The sequence below is a fragment of the Streptomyces sp. A3M-1-3 genome (assembly GCF_024213665.1).
GTDB lineage: Bacteria > Actinomycetota > Actinomycetes > Streptomycetales > Streptomycetaceae > Streptomyces.
This window is the reverse complement of sequence record NZ_JANAVP010000009.1, coordinates 113,009-128,620: the sequence shown is the minus strand read 5'-3', so window position 1 is coordinate 128,620 and position 15,612 is coordinate 113,009. Positions and strand designations below refer to the sequence as shown.

Below are 15,612 nucleotides of genomic sequence, written 5' to 3'. Positions count from 1 at the left end.
GACACCGCCGAGAAGCCCTGCAAGTCCTGCGTCCATGGACGCGACTGTCGTTGATCACGCTCACCGCGTCAGGAGTGCGTCGGCGAGGCTGAACGGCGAAGGTCCCGGCTGCCTCTGGAGCGGGGCTGCCGGGACCTGCTTGCCCGGGACGATCAGGGGCGGCCAAGAGCTCGGTAGGCCCATCCGGCTTCGCGCCAGCGGTCGGGGTTGAGGGTGCCGCGGCCGTCGATGACCTTCGGGCTGGCGACCCGCTGGGCCAGCCGGTGCGGGTCAACGTGGCTGAACTGGGACCACTCCGTCAGGTGCAGCAGCAGGTCGGCGTCCTCGGCTGCGGCGATCGGGTCGTCGACGTAGTCGAGTTCGGGGTGTGCCTTGCGGGCATTGTCGAGGGCCTTGGGGTCGGTGACGGTGACCGTGGCGCCGAGTTCGTGGATCTTCTGGGCGACGGCGAGGGCGGGCGAGTCACGGATGTCGTCGGTCTCGGGCTTGAAGGCGGCGCCCCAGACGGTGATCCGCTTGCCCATGAAATCGCCGTCCAGCTGTTCGCGGGCGAGGTCGATCATCCGGCCGCGGCGGCGGTTGTTGATTGCGTCGACCTCGCGGAGGAAGGTCAGGGCCTGGTCAGCGCCGAGCTCGCCGGCCCGCGCCATGAAGCCGCGGATGTCCTTGGGCAGGCAGCCGCCGCCGAAGCCGAGGCCGGGCCGCATCCCGCGCCGCCCGATGCGGACGTCGTGCCCCAGGGCGTCGGCGAGCTGGAAGACGTCGGCGCCGGCAATCTCGCAGACCTCGGCCATCGCGTTGATGAACGAGATCTTCGTGGCCAGGAAGGCGTTCGCAGACGACTTCACGAGCTCGGCGGTGGCCCAGTCGGTGACGATCGTCGGCGTTCCGGCCTCGATGATCTTCGCGAAGCACTGCCGCAGGAGGGCCTCGGCCCAGGAGTGCTCGGTGTTGAAGCCGAGGACGAGCCGGTCGGGGCGGAGGGTGTCCTCGACTGCGAACGACTCGCGCAGGAACTCCGGGTTCCAGGTGACCTCAATCGCGTCGCCGGCGGGGGCGAAGTCACGCAGGAGTTCAGCGACGCGGGGTGCGGTGCCGACCGGAACGGTGCACTTGACCGCGATCACAGCCGGGTTGGTGAGGCGGGGTGCGAGCTGCCGGACGGCAGTGAACAGCTGGGTGAGGTCGTAGGCGTGCTCTCCGGGCCGCTGCGGGGTGCCGACTCCGATGAAGTGCAGTTCGCCGAAGGCGGCGGCCTCCGCGTAGGAGGCAGTGAACTTCAGCCGGCCCGACGCGGTGTGCTTGGCCAGCAGCTCATCAAGGTCGCGTTCGAAGAACGGGGCCTTGCCGGAGTTGAGGGTGGCGACTTTGTCCATGTCGGCTTCCATGCCGAGGACTTCGTGGCCGAGTTCGGCCATGCAGGCGGCGTGGGTGGCGCCGAGGTAGCCGCAGCCGATGACGGTGAGCTTCACGAGCGGGTCTTCCCTTCGGGTGGGGCCGCCGTCGGCGGCCCCACCCTCCCCTCGCCCTGAAGGGCGGGTGGTCAGGTGGGCCGGGCGGCCAGATAGCGGTGGATCCCGTCCCGGATGAACGGCGGGATCGTGAGGATGCAGAGGTGCTCGGGGGCGAAGAACTGGAGCTTGACGCCCTCCGCGAGGGGCAGGGTGGCCTCGTCGCCATCCCAGGTGGCGGCGAAGAAGGTGATCAACTGCCCGGAGCCGCGAACGTCACGGATGTCGAAGAGCTCTTCGACGTGGTCGACGGCAAGTCCGGCTTCCTCGTCCAGCTCGCGGAGGATCGCCTCGGCGGAGGTCTCGCCGTCGTCGGTGCCGCCGCCCAGCAGGCTCCAGTGGGCGGGGCAGGCGATGTTCGGCAGGTCGTCGCGCAGGTGCATCAGGAGTTCGCCGCGGCGGTTGGCGATGATGGCGACCGCTCCGCGGGCGGTGGCCGACTCCTCGGTGGCGGTGGTGTCGGAGTGCATGCCGACACGGTAGTGACGGACGGAATCGTCATGCCGCGGCCCTCACCGTCTGGTCCGAAAACCAGGCGGCTGCCATCAGGGCCTGCATCCTGGTGCGGTCGAACCGGCCGCCGGGCTTCAGCCCGTTCTCCAGCAGCGGCCGCCAGGCGGGCGGCGCGTCGGTCAGCGCGGTGTTGATCTGGGCGTCCGTCCAGGTGGCGAGCGGGCCGTTGAGCCAGGCGGGGACGGGGCTGGCGAAGCCGAGCTTGTCCCGGCTGGCCCAAACCTCCCTGGGCAGGCCCAGGGCCTTCGCGGCGTCCCGCAGGATCCGCTTCCCCTCGGCGGGGTCGGTGATCTTGTGCTCGGCCGGGAGGCGGTAGGACAGCTCCACCAACTCGCGTGCGAGGTAAGGCGACCGGCGCTCTAACGCGTAGGCGGAGGCGAGCTTGTCGCTGGTCATCACCAGCGGACGCCATGCGGTCGCCAGGTCGGCGAGGGTGAGAGCGCGGGCGAGGTCCCCGCCGGCCCGGCTCATCGCGTCGGCGACCAGCTCTTGGATCCGCCCTTCGGGGTCCGGGCCGCGAAGAACGAGCCGGGTGACGGCCTCGGCGGGATCGAGCGGTTCGCCGGCGGTGTGCATCAGCTTCGCGGCCAGGGGCCGGTATGCCTCCAAGCCCGCGTCCAGCACGGTGTCCGGACCGAACAGGACGAGGGCCTGGCGGACGTAGCCCATCAGGAATTCGTCCGGTCCCAGCCCTCCGATCACGACCTTCAGGCCCAGGTCGGAGACCTTCCGGTAGGCCATGTGCTCGGAGAATGTCGACGCGTTGCCCATCGGGTAGTCCAGGGCGGACATCATGTGCGGTAGGACGGTGGTGAAGTCGACGTGGTCCGGCTCGACCACCACGAGCTCGGCGCCGATGTCTTTCGCGATCCGGGCGGCGATCTTGGATTCGTCGAGCCGGTCCTGCCCGCGGTAGCGGACGGTGACGCAGACCGGCGGCCGCATCAGGTAGGCCAGCACCGAGGAGTCCAGCCCGCCCGACAGCAGCAGCGCGAAGTCACAGGCCGGGGCCCGCAGCGGGATCTGCTCGGCGAGCACGACGGAGTACTTCGCGAGCGCGGCCGTGTAGTCGCCTTCGAAAGGCTGGCGGTCTTCCAGCCGCCACCAGGTCTGCTGGTCGAGTGATCCGCTGGCGACGTCAAAGGCCAGCAGTGTGGCGGGGGCCAGCAGCTGGATGCCCTGGAACGGGGTGTCGACGCCGACCGGGGTCTCGATTGCCACGACCTCCGGCCGCAGGACCAGCGGGGCCGTCCCGTAGCCGGTCAGGGTGGTGACCTCGGAGGCGAACGCGAGCCGGCCGCCGTCGAGGCGCCAGTAAAGGGGCTTCTCGCCGAGCCGGTCCCGCGCGAGGAACAGTCGGCCGGCCTGTGGGTCATAGACGGCGAGGGCGAACATGCCGTCCAGCCCGTCCAGGCAGGCCGGGCCGAGTTTGGCCCAGGCCCGCAGCAGGAAGTGGGCGTCCGACTCCCGGGCCGCGAGCCGGATGCCCCAGGCGGCGGCTTGCTGGCGGAAGTTGTAGATCTCGCCGTTGAAGGCCAGCAGGATCCCGCTCTCGCGGTCGAGGTAGGGCCCGGGATGGGCCTGCGGGTCGACGATCAGCAGCGTGTTCATGGCCAGCACTGCCCGACCGTCCGAGGCGGCGGCGTGCATGGTGCCGTCCGGGCCGCGGTAGTGCTGGGACAGCCCCATGGCCTGGACTGTGGTCTGGTGCCGGATGGCGTCGCCTCCGGCCAGTCCTGCGATTCCGCACATCTGGTTCACCCCCGAGTGTGAGTGGTGGTGCCTTGGCGGCGGCAGCCGCCGGGAGGAATCCCTGTCCGTCCCGGCGGCGGCCTGGGCTCTCATCTCAGCGGGCCGGGGGAAGCCGGGGGAGGGCTCGCAAGGGGGCTCACAACTCACAGACGCGGTTCACTGCGGGCCCGCCAGGCAATACCCTCGGTGACCCAACACACGTGTTGCGTACGGCTCTTCGTGCTCAGTCACGTACGACTCCGTGCTCAAACACGGGTTCGTGTGCGTAACGCTCCAGTACCCGGTCAAGGGAGAAGGTCGTGGCGTCGACCGCCCGCCGGACTCGTCCGCCCAACATGGACCTGGCCCGGCTCATCGAAGCCTCTGGCGCAAGCCACAAGTCCCTGGCTCTGCGTGTCAACCAGCTCGCCCAGGCAGCCGGCCTGGAGACGGACTACTCGCATACCTCCGTCGCGAACTGGTGCCGCCGCGGCATGACTCCGAAGTGGCCGGTGCCGAAGCTGATCACGCAGGCCCTCGCCGAACGGCTCGGTCGTCCGGTCAGCCTCGCGGAGATCGGTATGGGCGAGGCGGAGACACCGGACACGAACATGGGGTTGGATTTCCCGCGAGATCCCGCCGACGCAGTCCGCGCTGCCACTTCGTTCTGGAGCTCCGTGAACCGCCGCGACTTCCTCACCGGATCCGGCTTCGCCGTGTCCGCCTTCACCATCCCCGTCACCCGGTGGCTGGTCACACCCGCCGACGACACCGCCCACCACCGTGGTGGGAAACAGGTCGGCCGGGCGGACCTCGACGAACTGCGGGATGCCGCAGATGACGCCCGACGCTGGGACTCGAAGTATGGCGGCGGGAACTGGAAGGCCAACTCCGTCACCACTTGTCTGCAAGAACGCGCCGCCCTGATGCTGCAAGGCTCCTTCACCGACGAGGTCGGCCGGGAGCTGTTCTCCGTGACCGCTGAGCTCTCCCGGCTGGCAGGTTGGACCGCGTTCGACGTCGGCGAGCACGAAGCCGCCCAGCGGCACTTCATCCAGGCCCTCCGCCTGGCCCGCGCGGGTGGGGACATCCAGCTGGGCTGCTATGTGCTCACCACCATGGCGATGCAGTCGCTGCTGCGAGGGTTCGCCAGCGAAGCGATCGACATGGCCCAGGGCGCCTTCGAACGGGCCAAGGGCCATGCCGCCCCGAGGGTGCTGGCGTTCACCAAGCTCATCGAGGCCCGAGCCCATGCGCGTGAGAACGATCCCAGGGCGGCCTCACGGGCTCTGGCCGCCTCCGAGGACCTCCTGGGCCAGGCGGACGCCGGCATCGGATCTGAACCCGCTTGGATCGACTTCTATCACCACGCCCGCCTGTCGGCCGATGCCGCCGAGGTCTTCCGGGACCTGAAGAATCCCAAGGCCGCCTTCGCCTGGAACCAGCAGGCCGCTGCCATGCCGCCCGGAGTGTTCACCCGCTCCGTCGGCATGCGGCTCGCCATCGTCGGAACCGCCCACCTTCAGGACCGCGACCTCGACCACGGCCTGGAACTGGGCCACCGCTCCGTCGGCATCCTCACCCGCGTCCAGTCAAGCCGGGCCCTGGACTACGTCCGCGAATTCAACGCCGCCCTCGCCCCCTGGTGGCGTGAGCCGGCCGTCCGCGAGTTCGTCCAGCGGACCAGGAAGGAACTCGGCGTCGCCGCCTGACGGTTTCGAGGATCAGGACTCATCTGCCGGTCGCTTTCTCCTGCCGCAGTGTGTCCCCGTCGGTGGTCAGTTCCTCGTGCTGACGGGTGAGCTCGTTCACCCGTGCTACGAGGTCGGCGGCCGCGATCTGGTCGAGCTGCTGGCCCAGGTGCCGCTGCAGAGCGGCCTTCAGCTGGTCCCGTTCGGCCCGCAGCGCGGTGATCTGCTGCCTGGCAAGTTCCAGGTCCGTCCGCAGACTTGTCGTGCTCGAGGACAGTCCGGCACTCCGTCCCCGCCAGCCGCTTGACGATCGGACGGATCGCCGACAGCTCCATCTTCTGATGCCGCAGGTCATGCTGTTGCAGTGCGTAGAGCACCTCCTACAGATAACACCGGCCCCGGGGCGCGCCAGGCGGAACCGATCCCGCCGGTCGGTGCGTCTTGGGGGGCGTGCAGCGTGCTTCGGGCGGCAGTGCCGTCATCCGCTTCCGCGCGGCGGGGGTCGTACTCCTCTCCGCGCATCTGGTGATGGTCGGGTGGCTCACGCTGCGCCCGCTGGACGTGCCGTGGATGACCGCGGCGAATCTGACTCCGCTCGCCGGGATCAAGGCCGACCTCGCCTACGGGCCGCTGGAGGCCGCGCGTCGCATCGGTGAGGGGCTGCTGCTGCTCGCCCCGCTCGGGGTGCTGCTTCCGCTGGCCGGGGGGAGGCTCACCGTCTCGCCGCTGGCTTCGCTGGCCCGTACCGTCGCGGCCGGTGCCCTGATCTCGCTCGGCATCGAACTGCTGCAGACCGGGGTGCCGGGGCAGGTCGTCGACGTGGACTCGCTGCTGCTGAACACCGCCGGAGTGGCCCTGGCCCACCTGGCCGTCGTACCGGCGATGCGGGCCAGGCTCCGCCGCAGGCAGCAGCGGCACCCCTCGGCCGCCGTCCCCCGGGGGGACTCACCTCAGGGGGCGACCCCGACGATTCCCAGGGTCGGGATCGCCCCGTAGAGCGACGCTTTGCCCGCTTCGCGACCGCCAGGATGGAGGCATCGGGAGCACACCGAGCGGCTCCCGCGAAGCTCGCGTAAGGAGCCCACCATGACCGCTCTTGTTCGCCCCCGCGACGGACGCATGATCGGCGGCGTGTGCGCAGCGCTGGCCAGGCGCTTCGGCACCTCCGCGACCACGATGCGCGTGATCTTCCTGGTCTCGTGCCTGCTGCCGGGACCGCAGTTCCTCGTCTACCTCGCGCTGTGGGCGCTGCTGCCGTCCGAGAGGACCGGGAAGACCGCCACCAAGGCGGCGTGGTAACCGGGCGCAGGCTCAGCCGAGGGTCTTGGCGTAGGCGGAGGCCGAGAGGGTGTAGCTGACCGACTCGTCGCCCGCGACGTCCAAGTCCCTGGCCTTGGCGGCCGTGTACGTACCGGTCCGCTTCTGCACGGTGGCGGTGAATCCCGAACCGCACGCCGCCACCGCCGACTTGAGGCCGGCGATGAGCTTCCTCGCACCGGCCTCGCCGTACGCGCTGAGCGAGGCGGAGATGGCGAGGCCGAGCTGCTTCTGGGAGCCGAGGCCCCGGTTGACGGTCTCGCGCGCGGCCGGGTCCGGCTTGTCGCCCATGATGTCGGCGAGCGGCTGGCTGGCAGTCCTTCTTGTCCGCCCGGGGCCGGCCGTCCTTGTCCGCCCGGGGCTGGCCGTCGGGTGCCGACGGCGCCTTGCTCTCGTTGGAGAGCCTCACAGCCCGTGTGTCTGCCCCTGCTTGAGCGGCGATCCTGGCACACGACACAGCAGGGCGCACACCTCGTCGAGGTGCACGCCCCACCGCATTTGCGTGCGAAACCCGCGTACGGAACCCGCGTACGAACGCGGAACCGCTCAGCCGGTCAGGCCACCGGCCACCGGCACCCCGCCCAGCAGACTCTTGAGGGGGTCGGTGCCCCCGCCGAGGGCGTCGTCGGTGGGCAGGTTGGCGGTCTGCATGGGCAGCGTCGAGGTGACGCCGCCCAGGAGGCCGGTGGCGTCCGGGAGCGCCGGGGCGGCGGAGGCGGTACCGGCGGCGGCTGCGGCGAAGGCGACGCCGAGAGCGGCGACACCGAGGGTCTTGGCGGCTGACTGCTTCATCGAATCTCGTCCTTGCGACGGGGAATTTGAGCGGCTCCGAAACGTAGCCAGCCCCGAGCACCGCCCGCAAAACGGGAAAGCGGCCGGGAATTGACGTTCCCGGCCGCTCATATTGCGTAAGGCTCAGCCCTGAGCGGCGACAGAACCGCTGGTCGAAGCGGTCTGCCTGAACAGCCATTCGGACTTCAGCTCGGCATAGCCGGGCTTGATCACGTCATTGATCATCGCGAGTCGTTCGTCAAAAGGAATGAACGCGGACTTCATCGCATTGACGGTGAACCACTGCATGTCGTCGAGCGTGTAGCCGAAAGCCCCGACCAGGTGCTCGAATTCGCGGCTCATGCTGGTGCCGCTCATCAGCCGGTTGTCGGTGTTCACGGTGGTCCGGAAGTGCAGCCTGCGCAGCAGGCCGATCGGGTGCTCGGCGTACGAGGCCGCGGCGCCCGTCTGGAGGTTGGAGCTGGGGCACATCTCCAGGGGGATGCGCTTGTCCCGTACGTACGAGGCGAGGCGGCCGAGCTTGACGCTGCCGTCGGCGGCGACCTCGATGTCGTCGATGATCTTCACGCCGTGGCCGAGGCGGTCGGCGCCGCACCACTGCAGCGCCTGCCAGATCGACGGCAGGCCGAAGGCCTCGCCCGCGTGGATGGTGAAGTGGTTGTTCTCGCGCTTGAGGTACTCGAACGCGTCGAGGTGCCGGGTGGGCGGGAAGCCCGCCTCGGCGCCCGCGATGTCGAAGCCGACCACACCGTTGTCGCGGTAGCGGTTGGCGAGTTCGGCGATCTCCAGCGCGCGGGCGGCGTGCCGCATCGCGGTGAGGAGGGCGCCGACGCGGATGCGGTGGCCGTTCGCCTTCGCCCGGCGCTCGCCTTCACGGAAGCCCTCGTTGACGGCCTCGACGACCTCTTCGAGGGTCAGGCCGGCTTCCAGGTGCTGCTCGGGGGCGTACCGCACCTCTGCGTAGACGACGCCGTCCTCGGCGAGGTCCTCGGCGCACTCGGCCGCGACCCGGACGAGCGCGTCGCGGGTCTGCATGACGGCGCAGGTGTGCGCGAAGGTCTCCAGGTAGCGCTCCAGCGATCCGGAGTCGGCGGCTTCGCGGAACCAGATGCCGAGCTTGTCGGCGTCGGTCTCGGGGAGTCCTTCGTAGCCCGTCTCGCGGGCCAGCTCGATGATCGTGCCGGGGCGCAGCCCGCCGTCGAGGTGGTCGTGCAGCAGCACCTTGGGGGAACGGCGGATCTGGTCCGCGGTGGGGAGGTTCGGGGTCTCGCTCGTCATCTCGGCACTCTACCGCCTACGCGCGTAGAGCGCTCTTGTCGATACGTAACAGTGACCCTGCGGACGGGTGGAGTACACCTGCGCTTCTGAGACTGTTCTGTCATGGCACTGCTTGCGCCGTCGGCGCGCGGGGCCCGCCTGGGGCGGGCCATCAGCGCGGCCGGCACCGGTTCCACCGTCACCGGGGTGGCCCTGCTGCTCCCCGGGGGCGAGCCCGAGTCGAGCCGTCGCCCTTCCCCCCTCTCCCACGCCTACGTACGCCCGCTGGCACGCGCCCTGGCCCGCGCGGGCCGCTCCGAGGGGCTCGTCGCGCACGTCGTCCGCTACCGCTCGCGCGGCTGGAACGGGCCCGGGGCGCAGCTCGCCCGGGACGCGGAGTGGGCGGCCGACGAGGTCGTACGGCGGTACGGGGACGTGCCCGTCTGCCTCGCCGGATACGACATGGGCGGCCGGGCCGCGCTGCACGCCGCCGGCCACCCGGCCGTCAACTCGGCGCTGGCACTGGCCCCTTGGCTGCCGGAGGACGATGTCGCCGCCTCGCCCGAACCGGTGAAGCAGCTCTCGGACCGCCAGGTGCTGATCGTGCACGGGACGAACGACGCCCGTACCGACCCCGAACTCTCCTACCGGCTGGCCGAGCGCGCCAAGAAGGCCGGCCGGGACATCTGCCGCTTCGAGGTCCACTCCGACGGCCACAGCCTGTACCAGCACCGCGCCGAAGTCCTGGCGCTGGCTGCCGACTTCGTGCTCGGCGCGGTGTACTCCCGCTCGTACTCGCGGCCCGTCGCGGACGCGCTGGCCGCGCCGCCGCCGCTCGGCCTGCGGATGCCGCTGGCCGGCGGGTTCGGCCGCTCTCTGCGGGGCTGAGAGACGTATGCCGCACGGCGGTCACCGCGTACGCCGGTCACTCCGGGAGCAGATGGCCCCGGCGCGAGAGCAGGAAGCGCTTGAAGGCCGCCACGGGGGCGGTGTCCGGGTGGCCGTCCAGCCAGGCGACGCCGATCTCCCGTACCGCCCGTGGGGCCGTCACCGTCAGCTCGACCACTCCCGGGCGGGCCACCGCGGGCGGAGGCAGCAGCGCCACGCCCAGGCCGGCCGCCACCAGGCCGCGCAGGGTCTCCGCCTCCTCGCCCTCGAACGCGACCCGCGGCTTGAAGCCGGCCTCGGCGCACAGGTCGTCGGTGATGCGGCGCAGGCCGTAGCCCGGCTCCAGGGTCACGAACGTCTCCTCGGCGGCCTCCGCCAGCCGGACGCGCTTGCGTGTCGCGAGCCGGTGGTCGTCGGGTACGACCAGCCGCAGCCGCTGTTCGTCGAGGCGGCGGGCCACGAGGTCGGGCGCGTCCGGGACGGGTGAGGTCAGGCAGAGGTCGAGGTCCCCGGCCCGGAGGCGCTCGATCATCGCCTCGCCGTAGTTCTGTACGAGCTGGAAACGGACCCTGGGATGGTCGACGCGGAAGGCGCGGATCAGGCCCGGGACGGTCTCGGAGCCCATGGTGTGCAGGAAGCCGAAGGCGACCTTGCCGGCCGCCGGGTCGGCGTCGGCGCGTACGGTCTCGGCGGCTCGCTCCACCTCGGCGAGCGCCCGCTGTACGGACTTCAGGAACGTACGGCCGGCGGGGGTCAGCGAGACCGTGCGGCCGTGCCGGGCGAACAGGTCGACGCCCAGGTCCTGTTCGAGCCTGACCATCGCCCGGGAGAGCGTCGACTGCGGTACGGACATCTCCTGCGCGGCGCGGGTGACGTGCTCGTGACGGGCGACGCCGGCGAAGTACGCGAGGCGTGGCGCGAGGACCGCGACAATGTCTTCTTCGTAACTACTCAGTGACACGCGCGCCTGTGAGCTGTGATCATGCACCATGGGAACGATTATCGCCGTTCCATGCATTGGACGCATAAAACCGCGCAGCCTACCTTCGACGTATGCCTCCTGCCAGTACCGGGGCACTCACCACCGTGAGTGCCTCCGGCTCACCGTCCACCGACTCACCGCGACTCGCCCCGGGCATCACCGGCTACCGCCGGATGAGCTTCGCGCTCTTCGCCGCCGGGGTCGCGACCTTCGTCCTCCTCTACTCCACTCAGGCCCTGCTGCCCGCCGTCTCCGCCGACTTCGCGGTGACGGCCGGCCAGGCGAGCTGGACCGTGTCCGCGGCGACGGGCGCGCTGGCGCTGTGTGTCCTGCCGCTGAGCGCGCTGTCCGAGCGGTTCGGGCGGGCCCGGATGATGACGGTGTCCCTGACGGTGGCGGTCGTGGTCGGCCTGCTGGTGCCCTTCGCGCCGGACCTCGGCTGGCTGGTGGCGCTGCGCGCCGTGCAGGGCGCGGCGCTCGCCGGACTGCCGGCGTCCGCGATGGCGTACCTGGCGGAGGAGGTACGGCCCAAGGCGCTGGTCGCCGCGATCGGCCTGTTTGTGGCGGGCAACAGCATCGGCGGGATGAGCGGCCGGGTGCTGACCGGCTGGGTGGCCCAGGCATGGGGCTGGCGCGCGGCGCTGGCGGCGGTGGGACTGCTGGCCGTGCTGTGCGCGGTGGTCTTCCGGCTGCTGCTGCCGAGGGCCCGGCACTTCACGCCGGGTTCGCTGAGCCCGCGCACGCTGGCCCGGACGGTGCGCGGTCACCTGGCCGACCCGCTGCTGTGCCGGCTGTACGCGATCGGCGCGCTGTTCATGACCGTGTTCGGCGCGGTGTACACGGTGATCGGCTACCGGCTCGTGGAGGAGCCGTTCTCGCTGCCGCAGGGCATCGTGGGCTCGATCTTCCTGGTCTACCTGGTCGGTACTGTCTCGTCGGCCGCGGCCGGCAAGCTCGTCGCCCGCACCGGCCGCCGGGGCGCGCTGTACCTCGCGGTCACCACCACCGCGGCCGGCCTGCTGCTCTCGCTCGCCGACGCGCTGGCGGCCGTACTGCTGGGCCTGGTGCTGATCACCGCGGGCTTCTTCGCGGGGCACGCGGTCGCCTCGTCGTCCGTCAGCCGTACGGCCAAGACCGGCCGCGCCCAGGCCTCCGCCCTCTACCAGTCCGCGTACTACCTGGGCTCCAGCGCGGGTGGCACGCTCGGCGCGGTCGCCTTCCATGCGGGCGGCTGGGAGGCCACGGTGCTGCTCGGCCTGCTGGCCGTCCTGGGCGTGGTCTCGATCACCCTGTACGGCACGCGGTCCGCGCGGGCGGAGCGCCGGCTGGTGCTTGCCGCCGCGCAGCGCTGATCAAATACCACGAATCCCGGGAAATTGCCCTGGCTTTCCGTGCAACTCCACCTGCGTTTCGTATGTCTAGCTCGCAGGACGTCATGCATGCGCGGGAGGGACGGGGCGAAATGGGACATATGCGCAGGAGAGGGACAGTGGCGGCCGGGATCGCCGCACTGGTCGTGCCGGTGACGGTGGCCATCAGCAGCACGCCGGCCCAGGCCGCGACGTGCACCACCAGCACCGGGCCGCACCAGCAGCAGGTCGAGAAGTTCCTGGGCCGGCCGGTGGACGGCAAGCAGTCGGCCGCTGACTGCAAGGCGATACGTTCCTTCCAGGCCACCCACGGGATCACGCCCACCATCGGCTACGCGGGTCCCGTGACCTGGCGCACGATGAGCACGATGCTCGCCCAGCGGGCGGCGGGCACCAACCCCAACAAGGCCGGCACCTGCCCGGTGAACAAGGGCCGCATCGCCTGCGTCGACCTGACCCGGCAGCTGAGCTGGATCCAGGACGGCAAGACCCTGAAGTACGGGCCGGTGCCGGTACGGACCGGGAAGAACGGCACCGAGACCCGGACCGGCGCGAAGAAGATCTACTACCGCAGCCTCAACCACTGGTCGACGATCTACAAGGTGTGGATGCCGCACTCGCAGTTCTTCGACGGCGGGCAGGCCTTCCACGCCACGAACAAGAGCATGTGGAACCCGCCCGGCTCGGGTGGCTGCGTGAACATGCGGCCGGCCGACGCGAAGGCGTACTGGAACCTGCTGAAGAACGGCGACGACGTCTTCGTGTACGGACGCAAGCCCGGTACGTGAGGCTGTAGAGGCTGAAGCCTGTTCCGGCTGCCGTTGTCAGAGCCCTCGTGTAGGTTCCGAATCGCTGGTGCCAATGGGTTACAGGGGTGGACCTCCATGAGTGATCTCGCAACGAAACCGGACCTCGACTCCAGTCTGGAGAAGCACCGGGTCGAGCTGACGGGCTACTGCTACCGGATGCTGGGCTCCGCCTTCGAGGCGGAGGACGCCGTCCAGGACACGCTCGTCCGCGCCTGGCGGAGTTACGACCGCTTCGAGGGCCGCTCCTCGCTGCGGTCGTGGCTCTACCGCATCGCGACCAATGTCTGTCTGGACATGCTGAACGCCGGGAACCGCCGGGCCCGTCCGATGGATCTGTCGGCCCCGCAGGCGCAGGCCACGGCCGTGTTCAACAGCCTGCCCGAGGTCACCTGGCTGGAGCCGGTGCCGGACGGCCGGGTGCTACCGGCCACCGCCGACCCGGCCGACCTGGCCGTGGCGAAGGAGTCGGTCCGGCTCGCCTTCGTCGCCGCGCTTCAGCATCTGCCGTCGAAGCAGCGTGCGGTGCTGATCCTGCGCGAGGTGCTGGCCTGGAAGGCGAACGAGGTCGCCGAGCTGCTCGACACCTCGGTCGCCTCGGTGAACAGCGCACTGCAGCGGGCCCGCGCCACCCTCGCGGCGAACGAGATCCGCGAGAGCGACACCGCCGACCCCCTCGACGAGGACCAGCAGAAGCTGCTGGCGCGCTATGTCGCCGCCTTCGAGGGGTACGACATGGACCAGCTCGCCGCACTGCTGCACGAGGACGCCACGCTGTCCATGCCGCCGTTCGAGCTGTGGCTGCGCGGCCCGGCCGACATCCGTGCCTGGCACCTCAATCAGGGCATCGGCTGCAAGGGCTCCCGGCTCGTTGCGACCGTGGCGAACGGCCTGCCGGCCTTCGGCCAGTACCGGGTCAGCGAGTCGGGCGACGGCCACGACCCGTGGGCGCTCCAGGTCATCGAGATCTCAGGGGGGAAGATCGTCGGGCTCAACGCCTTCCTGGACACCGAGCGGTGGTTCCCGCTCTTCGGCCTCCCCGAGCACCTCGACGCCCAGCCCGACCAGGGCTAGCAGCGCCCGCAGCCGCCCGCTGGGGTGCCGGAGCCTGATCCGGCACCCCGCCCGACGGGCGGTGAGCTGCAGCCTGGCCAGGACATCGACGGCGGCGAGGTCGGGCGCGGTGAGCGCCCCGACGTCGCAGTCCACCACCCTGGCGCCGCGGCCGCCGGTGTCGTCGAGCAGGGCCAGGAGCTGGGCGCACAGGTGCGGCACATCGGCGCGGGTCACCGGGCCGGTGATGACGAGGAATCCTCGTCGGGTGGGATCCACATGAGGGGAGACCCGCGGGGCGGGCGGAACTCATCGCACTGTGACGAGTCCCGCCCGGAGGGCGTGCGCAGGAAGCGTCAGGAGACGCGCTCCAGCAGGACCGGGTTCGGCGTGAAGGCCGTGCCCTCGGGGGCTACCAGCACACCGCCGTCCAGAGCTTCGAGGGCGTACTCGAACTTCTCCGGGGTGTCCGTGTGCAGGGTCATCAGGCGCTGGCCGGCTGTGACGGTGGCACCGGGCTTGACGTGCAGCTCGATGCCCGCACCCGCCTGCACCCGGTCCTCCTTGCGGGCCCGGCCCGCGCCGAGCCGCCAGGCCGCCACGCCGACGGCGTACGCGTCCAGGGTGGTGAGCACGCCGGTGGACGAGGCGTGGACGACGTGCTGCTCGCGGGCGACCGGCAGGGCCGCGTCCGGGTCGCCGCCCTGGGCGGCGATCATCCGGCGCCAGACGTCCATGGCGGAGCCGTCGGCCAGCGCCTTGGCGGGGTCGGCGTCCTTCAGGCCGGCCGCGTCCAGCATTTCGCGGGCGAGCGCGAGGGTCAGCTCGACGACGTCGGCGGGGCCGCCGCCCGCCAGCACCTCGACGGACTCGCGTACTTCGAGGGCGTTGCCGGCGGTGAGGCCGAGCGGCGTGGACATGTCGGTGAGCAGCGCGACCGTCTTCACCCCGTGGTCGGTGCCGAGGCCGACCATGGTGGCGGCGAGTTCGCGGGCGTCCTCGATGTTCTTCATGAAGGCGCCGGTGCCGACCTTGACGTCCAGGACGAGCGAGCCGGTCCCCTCGGCGATCTTCTTGGACATGATGGACGAGGCGATCAGCGGGATGGCCTCGACGGTGCCGGTGACGTCGCGCAGCGCGTAGAGCTTCTTGTCGGCGGGAGCCAGCCCGTCGCCCGCCGCGCAGATGACCGCGCCGGTGGACTCCAGTACGTCGAGCATCTCGGCGTTGGAGAGCAGCGCGCGCCAGCCGGGGATGGACTCCAGCTTGTCGAGCGTGCCGCCGGTGTGGCCGAGGCCGCGGCCGCTCAGCTGCGGTACCGCGGCGCCGCAGGCGGCGACCAGCGGCGCCAGCGGGAGGGTGATCTTGTCGCCGACGCCGCCGGTGGAGTGCTTGTCGGCGGTGGGGCGGGAGAGGGCCGAGAAGTTCATCCGCTCACCGGAGTTGATCATCGCGGCGGTCCAGCGGGCGATCTCGACGCGGTTCATGCCGTTGAGCAGGATCGCCATCGCCAGCGCCGACATCTGCTCGTCGGCGACCTCGCCGCGTGTGTACGCGTCGACGACCCAGTCGATCTGCTCGGGGCTCAGCTCGCCGCGGTCCCGCTTGGTGCGGATGACGGAGATGACGTCCATGGTGGGCTTCCTTCCGGGCGGCCCCTCCGCCGGAGCGGAAGGGCCGCGTTACTTAAGGAGGATCCGT

Annotated in this window: 17 protein-coding genes; 7 read left to right on the top strand and 10 right to left on the bottom strand. The window is 70.7% G+C overall.

Features of this window, described 5'->3' with window-relative positions:
* Positions 1-152: 152 nt before the first annotated feature.
* The 3 genes from NLX86_RS12825 to NLX86_RS12815 all read right to left on the bottom strand — a co-directional run bounded on the left by NLX86_RS12825 (position 153) and on the right by NLX86_RS12815 (position 3,776).
* Positions 153-1,472, bottom strand: a complete 1,320-nt coding sequence (locus NLX86_RS12825) for a UDP-glucose/GDP-mannose dehydrogenase family protein (RefSeq protein ID WP_308409587.1) — start codon at positions 1,470-1,472, stop codon at positions 153-155.
* Positions 1,473-1,543: 71 nt separating this feature from the next.
* Positions 1,544-1,981 (bottom strand): NUDIX domain-containing protein, encoded by a 438-nt coding sequence (locus NLX86_RS12820; RefSeq protein ID WP_254371780.1) that lies wholly within the window; start codon positions 1,979-1,981, stop codon positions 1,544-1,546.
* A 28-nt stretch (positions 1,982-2,009) separates the two neighbouring features.
* Complete coding sequence (locus tag NLX86_RS12815) at positions 2,010-3,776, bottom strand: asparagine synthetase B (protein ID WP_254371779.1); 1,767 nt, start codon at positions 3,774-3,776, stop codon at positions 2,010-2,012.
* A 299-nt stretch (positions 3,777-4,075) separates the two neighbouring features.
* Between NLX86_RS12815 and NLX86_RS12810 the strand changes: the two genes are divergently transcribed.
* Positions 4,076-5,467, top strand: a complete 1,392-nt coding sequence (locus tag NLX86_RS12810) for a sporulation protein (RefSeq protein ID WP_254371778.1) — start codon at positions 4,076-4,078, stop codon at positions 5,465-5,467.
* 19 nt (positions 5,468-5,486) lie between these two features.
* Here the strand turns inward: NLX86_RS12810 and NLX86_RS12805 are convergent, their stop codons facing one another.
* Entirely contained in the window at positions 5,487-5,801 is a 315-nt protein-coding gene (locus NLX86_RS12805; protein ID WP_254371777.1) for a hypothetical protein, read from the bottom strand.
* Positions 5,802-5,887: 86 nt separating this feature from the next.
* On the opposite strand from NLX86_RS12805, the gene NLX86_RS12800 reads away from it, so the two are divergent.
* The gene (locus NLX86_RS12800; RefSeq protein ID WP_302061278.1) at positions 5,888-6,442 is read left to right on the top strand and encodes a VanZ family protein; all 555 of its coding nucleotides are present in this window, start codon (positions 5,888-5,890) and stop codon (positions 6,440-6,442) included.
* 90 nt (positions 6,443-6,532) lie between these two features.
* The gene (locus tag NLX86_RS12795) at positions 6,533-6,745 is read left to right on the top strand and encodes a PspC domain-containing protein (protein ID WP_254371775.1); all 213 of its coding nucleotides are present in this window, start codon (positions 6,533-6,535) and stop codon (positions 6,743-6,745) included.
* Between the two features lie 12 nt (positions 6,746-6,757).
* Here the strand turns inward: NLX86_RS12795 and NLX86_RS12790 are convergent, their stop codons facing one another.
* The 3 genes from NLX86_RS12790 to NLX86_RS12780 form a co-directional block, all read right to left on the bottom strand.
* A complete protein-coding gene (locus NLX86_RS12790; RefSeq protein WP_254371774.1) occupies positions 6,758-7,054 on the bottom strand; it encodes a hypothetical protein in 297 nt (98 codons plus the stop codon).
* A 255-nt stretch (positions 7,055-7,309) separates the two neighbouring features.
* On the bottom strand, positions 7,310-7,555 hold the full coding sequence (locus NLX86_RS12785) for a hypothetical protein (RefSeq protein ID WP_254371773.1): 246 nt from the start codon (positions 7,553-7,555) through the stop codon (positions 7,310-7,312).
* 123 nt (positions 7,556-7,678) lie between these two features.
* Positions 7,679-8,833 carry an adenosine deaminase gene (locus NLX86_RS12780; protein ID WP_254371772.1) on the bottom strand — a complete coding sequence of 385 codons (1,155 nt, stop codon included), beginning with the start codon at positions 8,831-8,833 and terminating at the stop codon, positions 7,679-7,681.
* A gap of 102 nt (positions 8,834-8,935) precedes the next feature.
* Here NLX86_RS12780 and NLX86_RS12775 point away from each other — a divergent pair, with 102 nt between their 5' ends.
* Positions 8,936-9,700, top strand: a complete 765-nt coding sequence (locus NLX86_RS12775; protein WP_254371771.1) for a dienelactone hydrolase family protein — start codon at positions 8,936-8,938, stop codon at positions 9,698-9,700.
* A gap of 37 nt (positions 9,701-9,737) precedes the next feature.
* Here the strand turns inward: NLX86_RS12775 and NLX86_RS12770 are convergent, their stop codons facing one another.
* Entirely contained in the window at positions 9,738-10,691 is a 954-nt protein-coding gene (locus NLX86_RS12770; protein ID WP_254371770.1) for a LysR family transcriptional regulator, read from the bottom strand.
* Positions 10,692-10,753: 62 nt separating this feature from the next.
* On the opposite strand from NLX86_RS12770, the gene NLX86_RS12765 reads away from it, so the two are divergent.
* The 3 genes from NLX86_RS12765 to NLX86_RS12755 all read left to right on the top strand — a co-directional run bounded on the left by NLX86_RS12765 (position 10,754) and on the right by NLX86_RS12755 (position 13,932).
* A complete protein-coding gene (locus NLX86_RS12765; protein WP_254371769.1) occupies positions 10,754-12,034 on the top strand; it encodes an MFS transporter in 1,281 nt (426 codons plus the stop codon).
* A gap of 110 nt (positions 12,035-12,144) precedes the next feature.
* Positions 12,145-12,840, top strand: a complete 696-nt coding sequence (locus NLX86_RS12760) for a L,D-transpeptidase family protein (RefSeq protein ID WP_254371768.1) — start codon at positions 12,145-12,147, stop codon at positions 12,838-12,840.
* 96 nt (positions 12,841-12,936) lie between these two features.
* Positions 12,937-13,932: a sigma-70 family RNA polymerase sigma factor gene (locus tag NLX86_RS12755; protein WP_254371767.1), complete on the top strand. Its 996-nt coding sequence runs from the start codon at positions 12,937-12,939 to the stop codon at positions 13,930-13,932.
* Here NLX86_RS12755 and NLX86_RS12750 read toward each other — a convergent pair.
* Positions 13,828-14,190 carry an STAS domain-containing protein gene (locus tag NLX86_RS12750; protein ID WP_254371766.1) on the bottom strand — a complete coding sequence of 121 codons (363 nt, stop codon included), beginning with the start codon at positions 14,188-14,190 and terminating at the stop codon, positions 13,828-13,830. The two genes, NLX86_RS12755 and NLX86_RS12750, sit on opposite strands and share 105 nt — an antisense overlap.
* A gap of 77 nt (positions 14,191-14,267) precedes the next feature.
* Entirely contained in the window at positions 14,268-15,545 is a 1,278-nt protein-coding gene (locus NLX86_RS12745) for a thymidine phosphorylase (RefSeq protein ID WP_254371765.1), read from the bottom strand.
* Between the last annotated feature and the right edge of the window lie 67 nt (positions 15,546-15,612).

Coding starts and splice junctions, on each gene's coding strand:
- NLX86_RS12820 (WP_254371780.1), bottom strand. CDS start 1,981: ATGCACTCCGACACCACCGCCACCGAGGAGTCGGCCACCGCCCGCGGA.
- NLX86_RS12815 (WP_254371779.1), bottom strand. CDS start 3,776: ATGTGCGGAATCGCAGGACTGGCCGGAGGCGACGCCATCCGGCACCAG.
- NLX86_RS12805 (WP_254371777.1), bottom strand. CDS start 5,801: ATGACCTGCGGCATCAGAAGATGGAGCTGTCGGCGATCCGTCCGATCG.
- NLX86_RS12795 (WP_254371775.1), top strand. CDS start 6,533: ATGACCGCTCTTGTTCGCCCCCGCGACGGACGCATGATCGGCGGCGTG.
- NLX86_RS12790 (WP_254371774.1), bottom strand. CDS start 7,054: ATGGGCGACAAGCCGGACCCGGCCGCGCGCGAGACCGTCAACCGGGGC.
- NLX86_RS12785 (WP_254371773.1), bottom strand. CDS start 7,555: ATGAAGCAGTCAGCCGCCAAGACCCTCGGTGTCGCCGCTCTCGGCGTC.
- NLX86_RS12780 (WP_254371772.1), bottom strand. CDS start 8,833: ATGACGAGCGAGACCCCGAACCTCCCCACCGCGGACCAGATCCGCCGT.
- NLX86_RS12775 (WP_254371771.1), top strand. CDS start 8,936: ATGGCACTGCTTGCGCCGTCGGCGCGCGGGGCCCGCCTGGGGCGGGCC.
- NLX86_RS12770 (WP_254371770.1), bottom strand. CDS start 10,691: ATGGTGCATGATCACAGCTCACAGGCGCGCGTGTCACTGAGTAGTTAC.
- NLX86_RS12765 (WP_254371769.1), top strand. CDS start 10,754: ATGCCTCCTGCCAGTACCGGGGCACTCACCACCGTGAGTGCCTCCGGC.
- NLX86_RS12760 (WP_254371768.1), top strand. CDS start 12,145: ATGGGACATATGCGCAGGAGAGGGACAGTGGCGGCCGGGATCGCCGCA.
- NLX86_RS12755 (WP_254371767.1), top strand. CDS start 12,937: ATGAGTGATCTCGCAACGAAACCGGACCTCGACTCCAGTCTGGAGAAG.
- NLX86_RS12745 (WP_254371765.1), bottom strand. CDS start 15,545: ATGGACGTCATCTCCGTCATCCGCACCAAGCGGGACCGCGGCGAGCTG.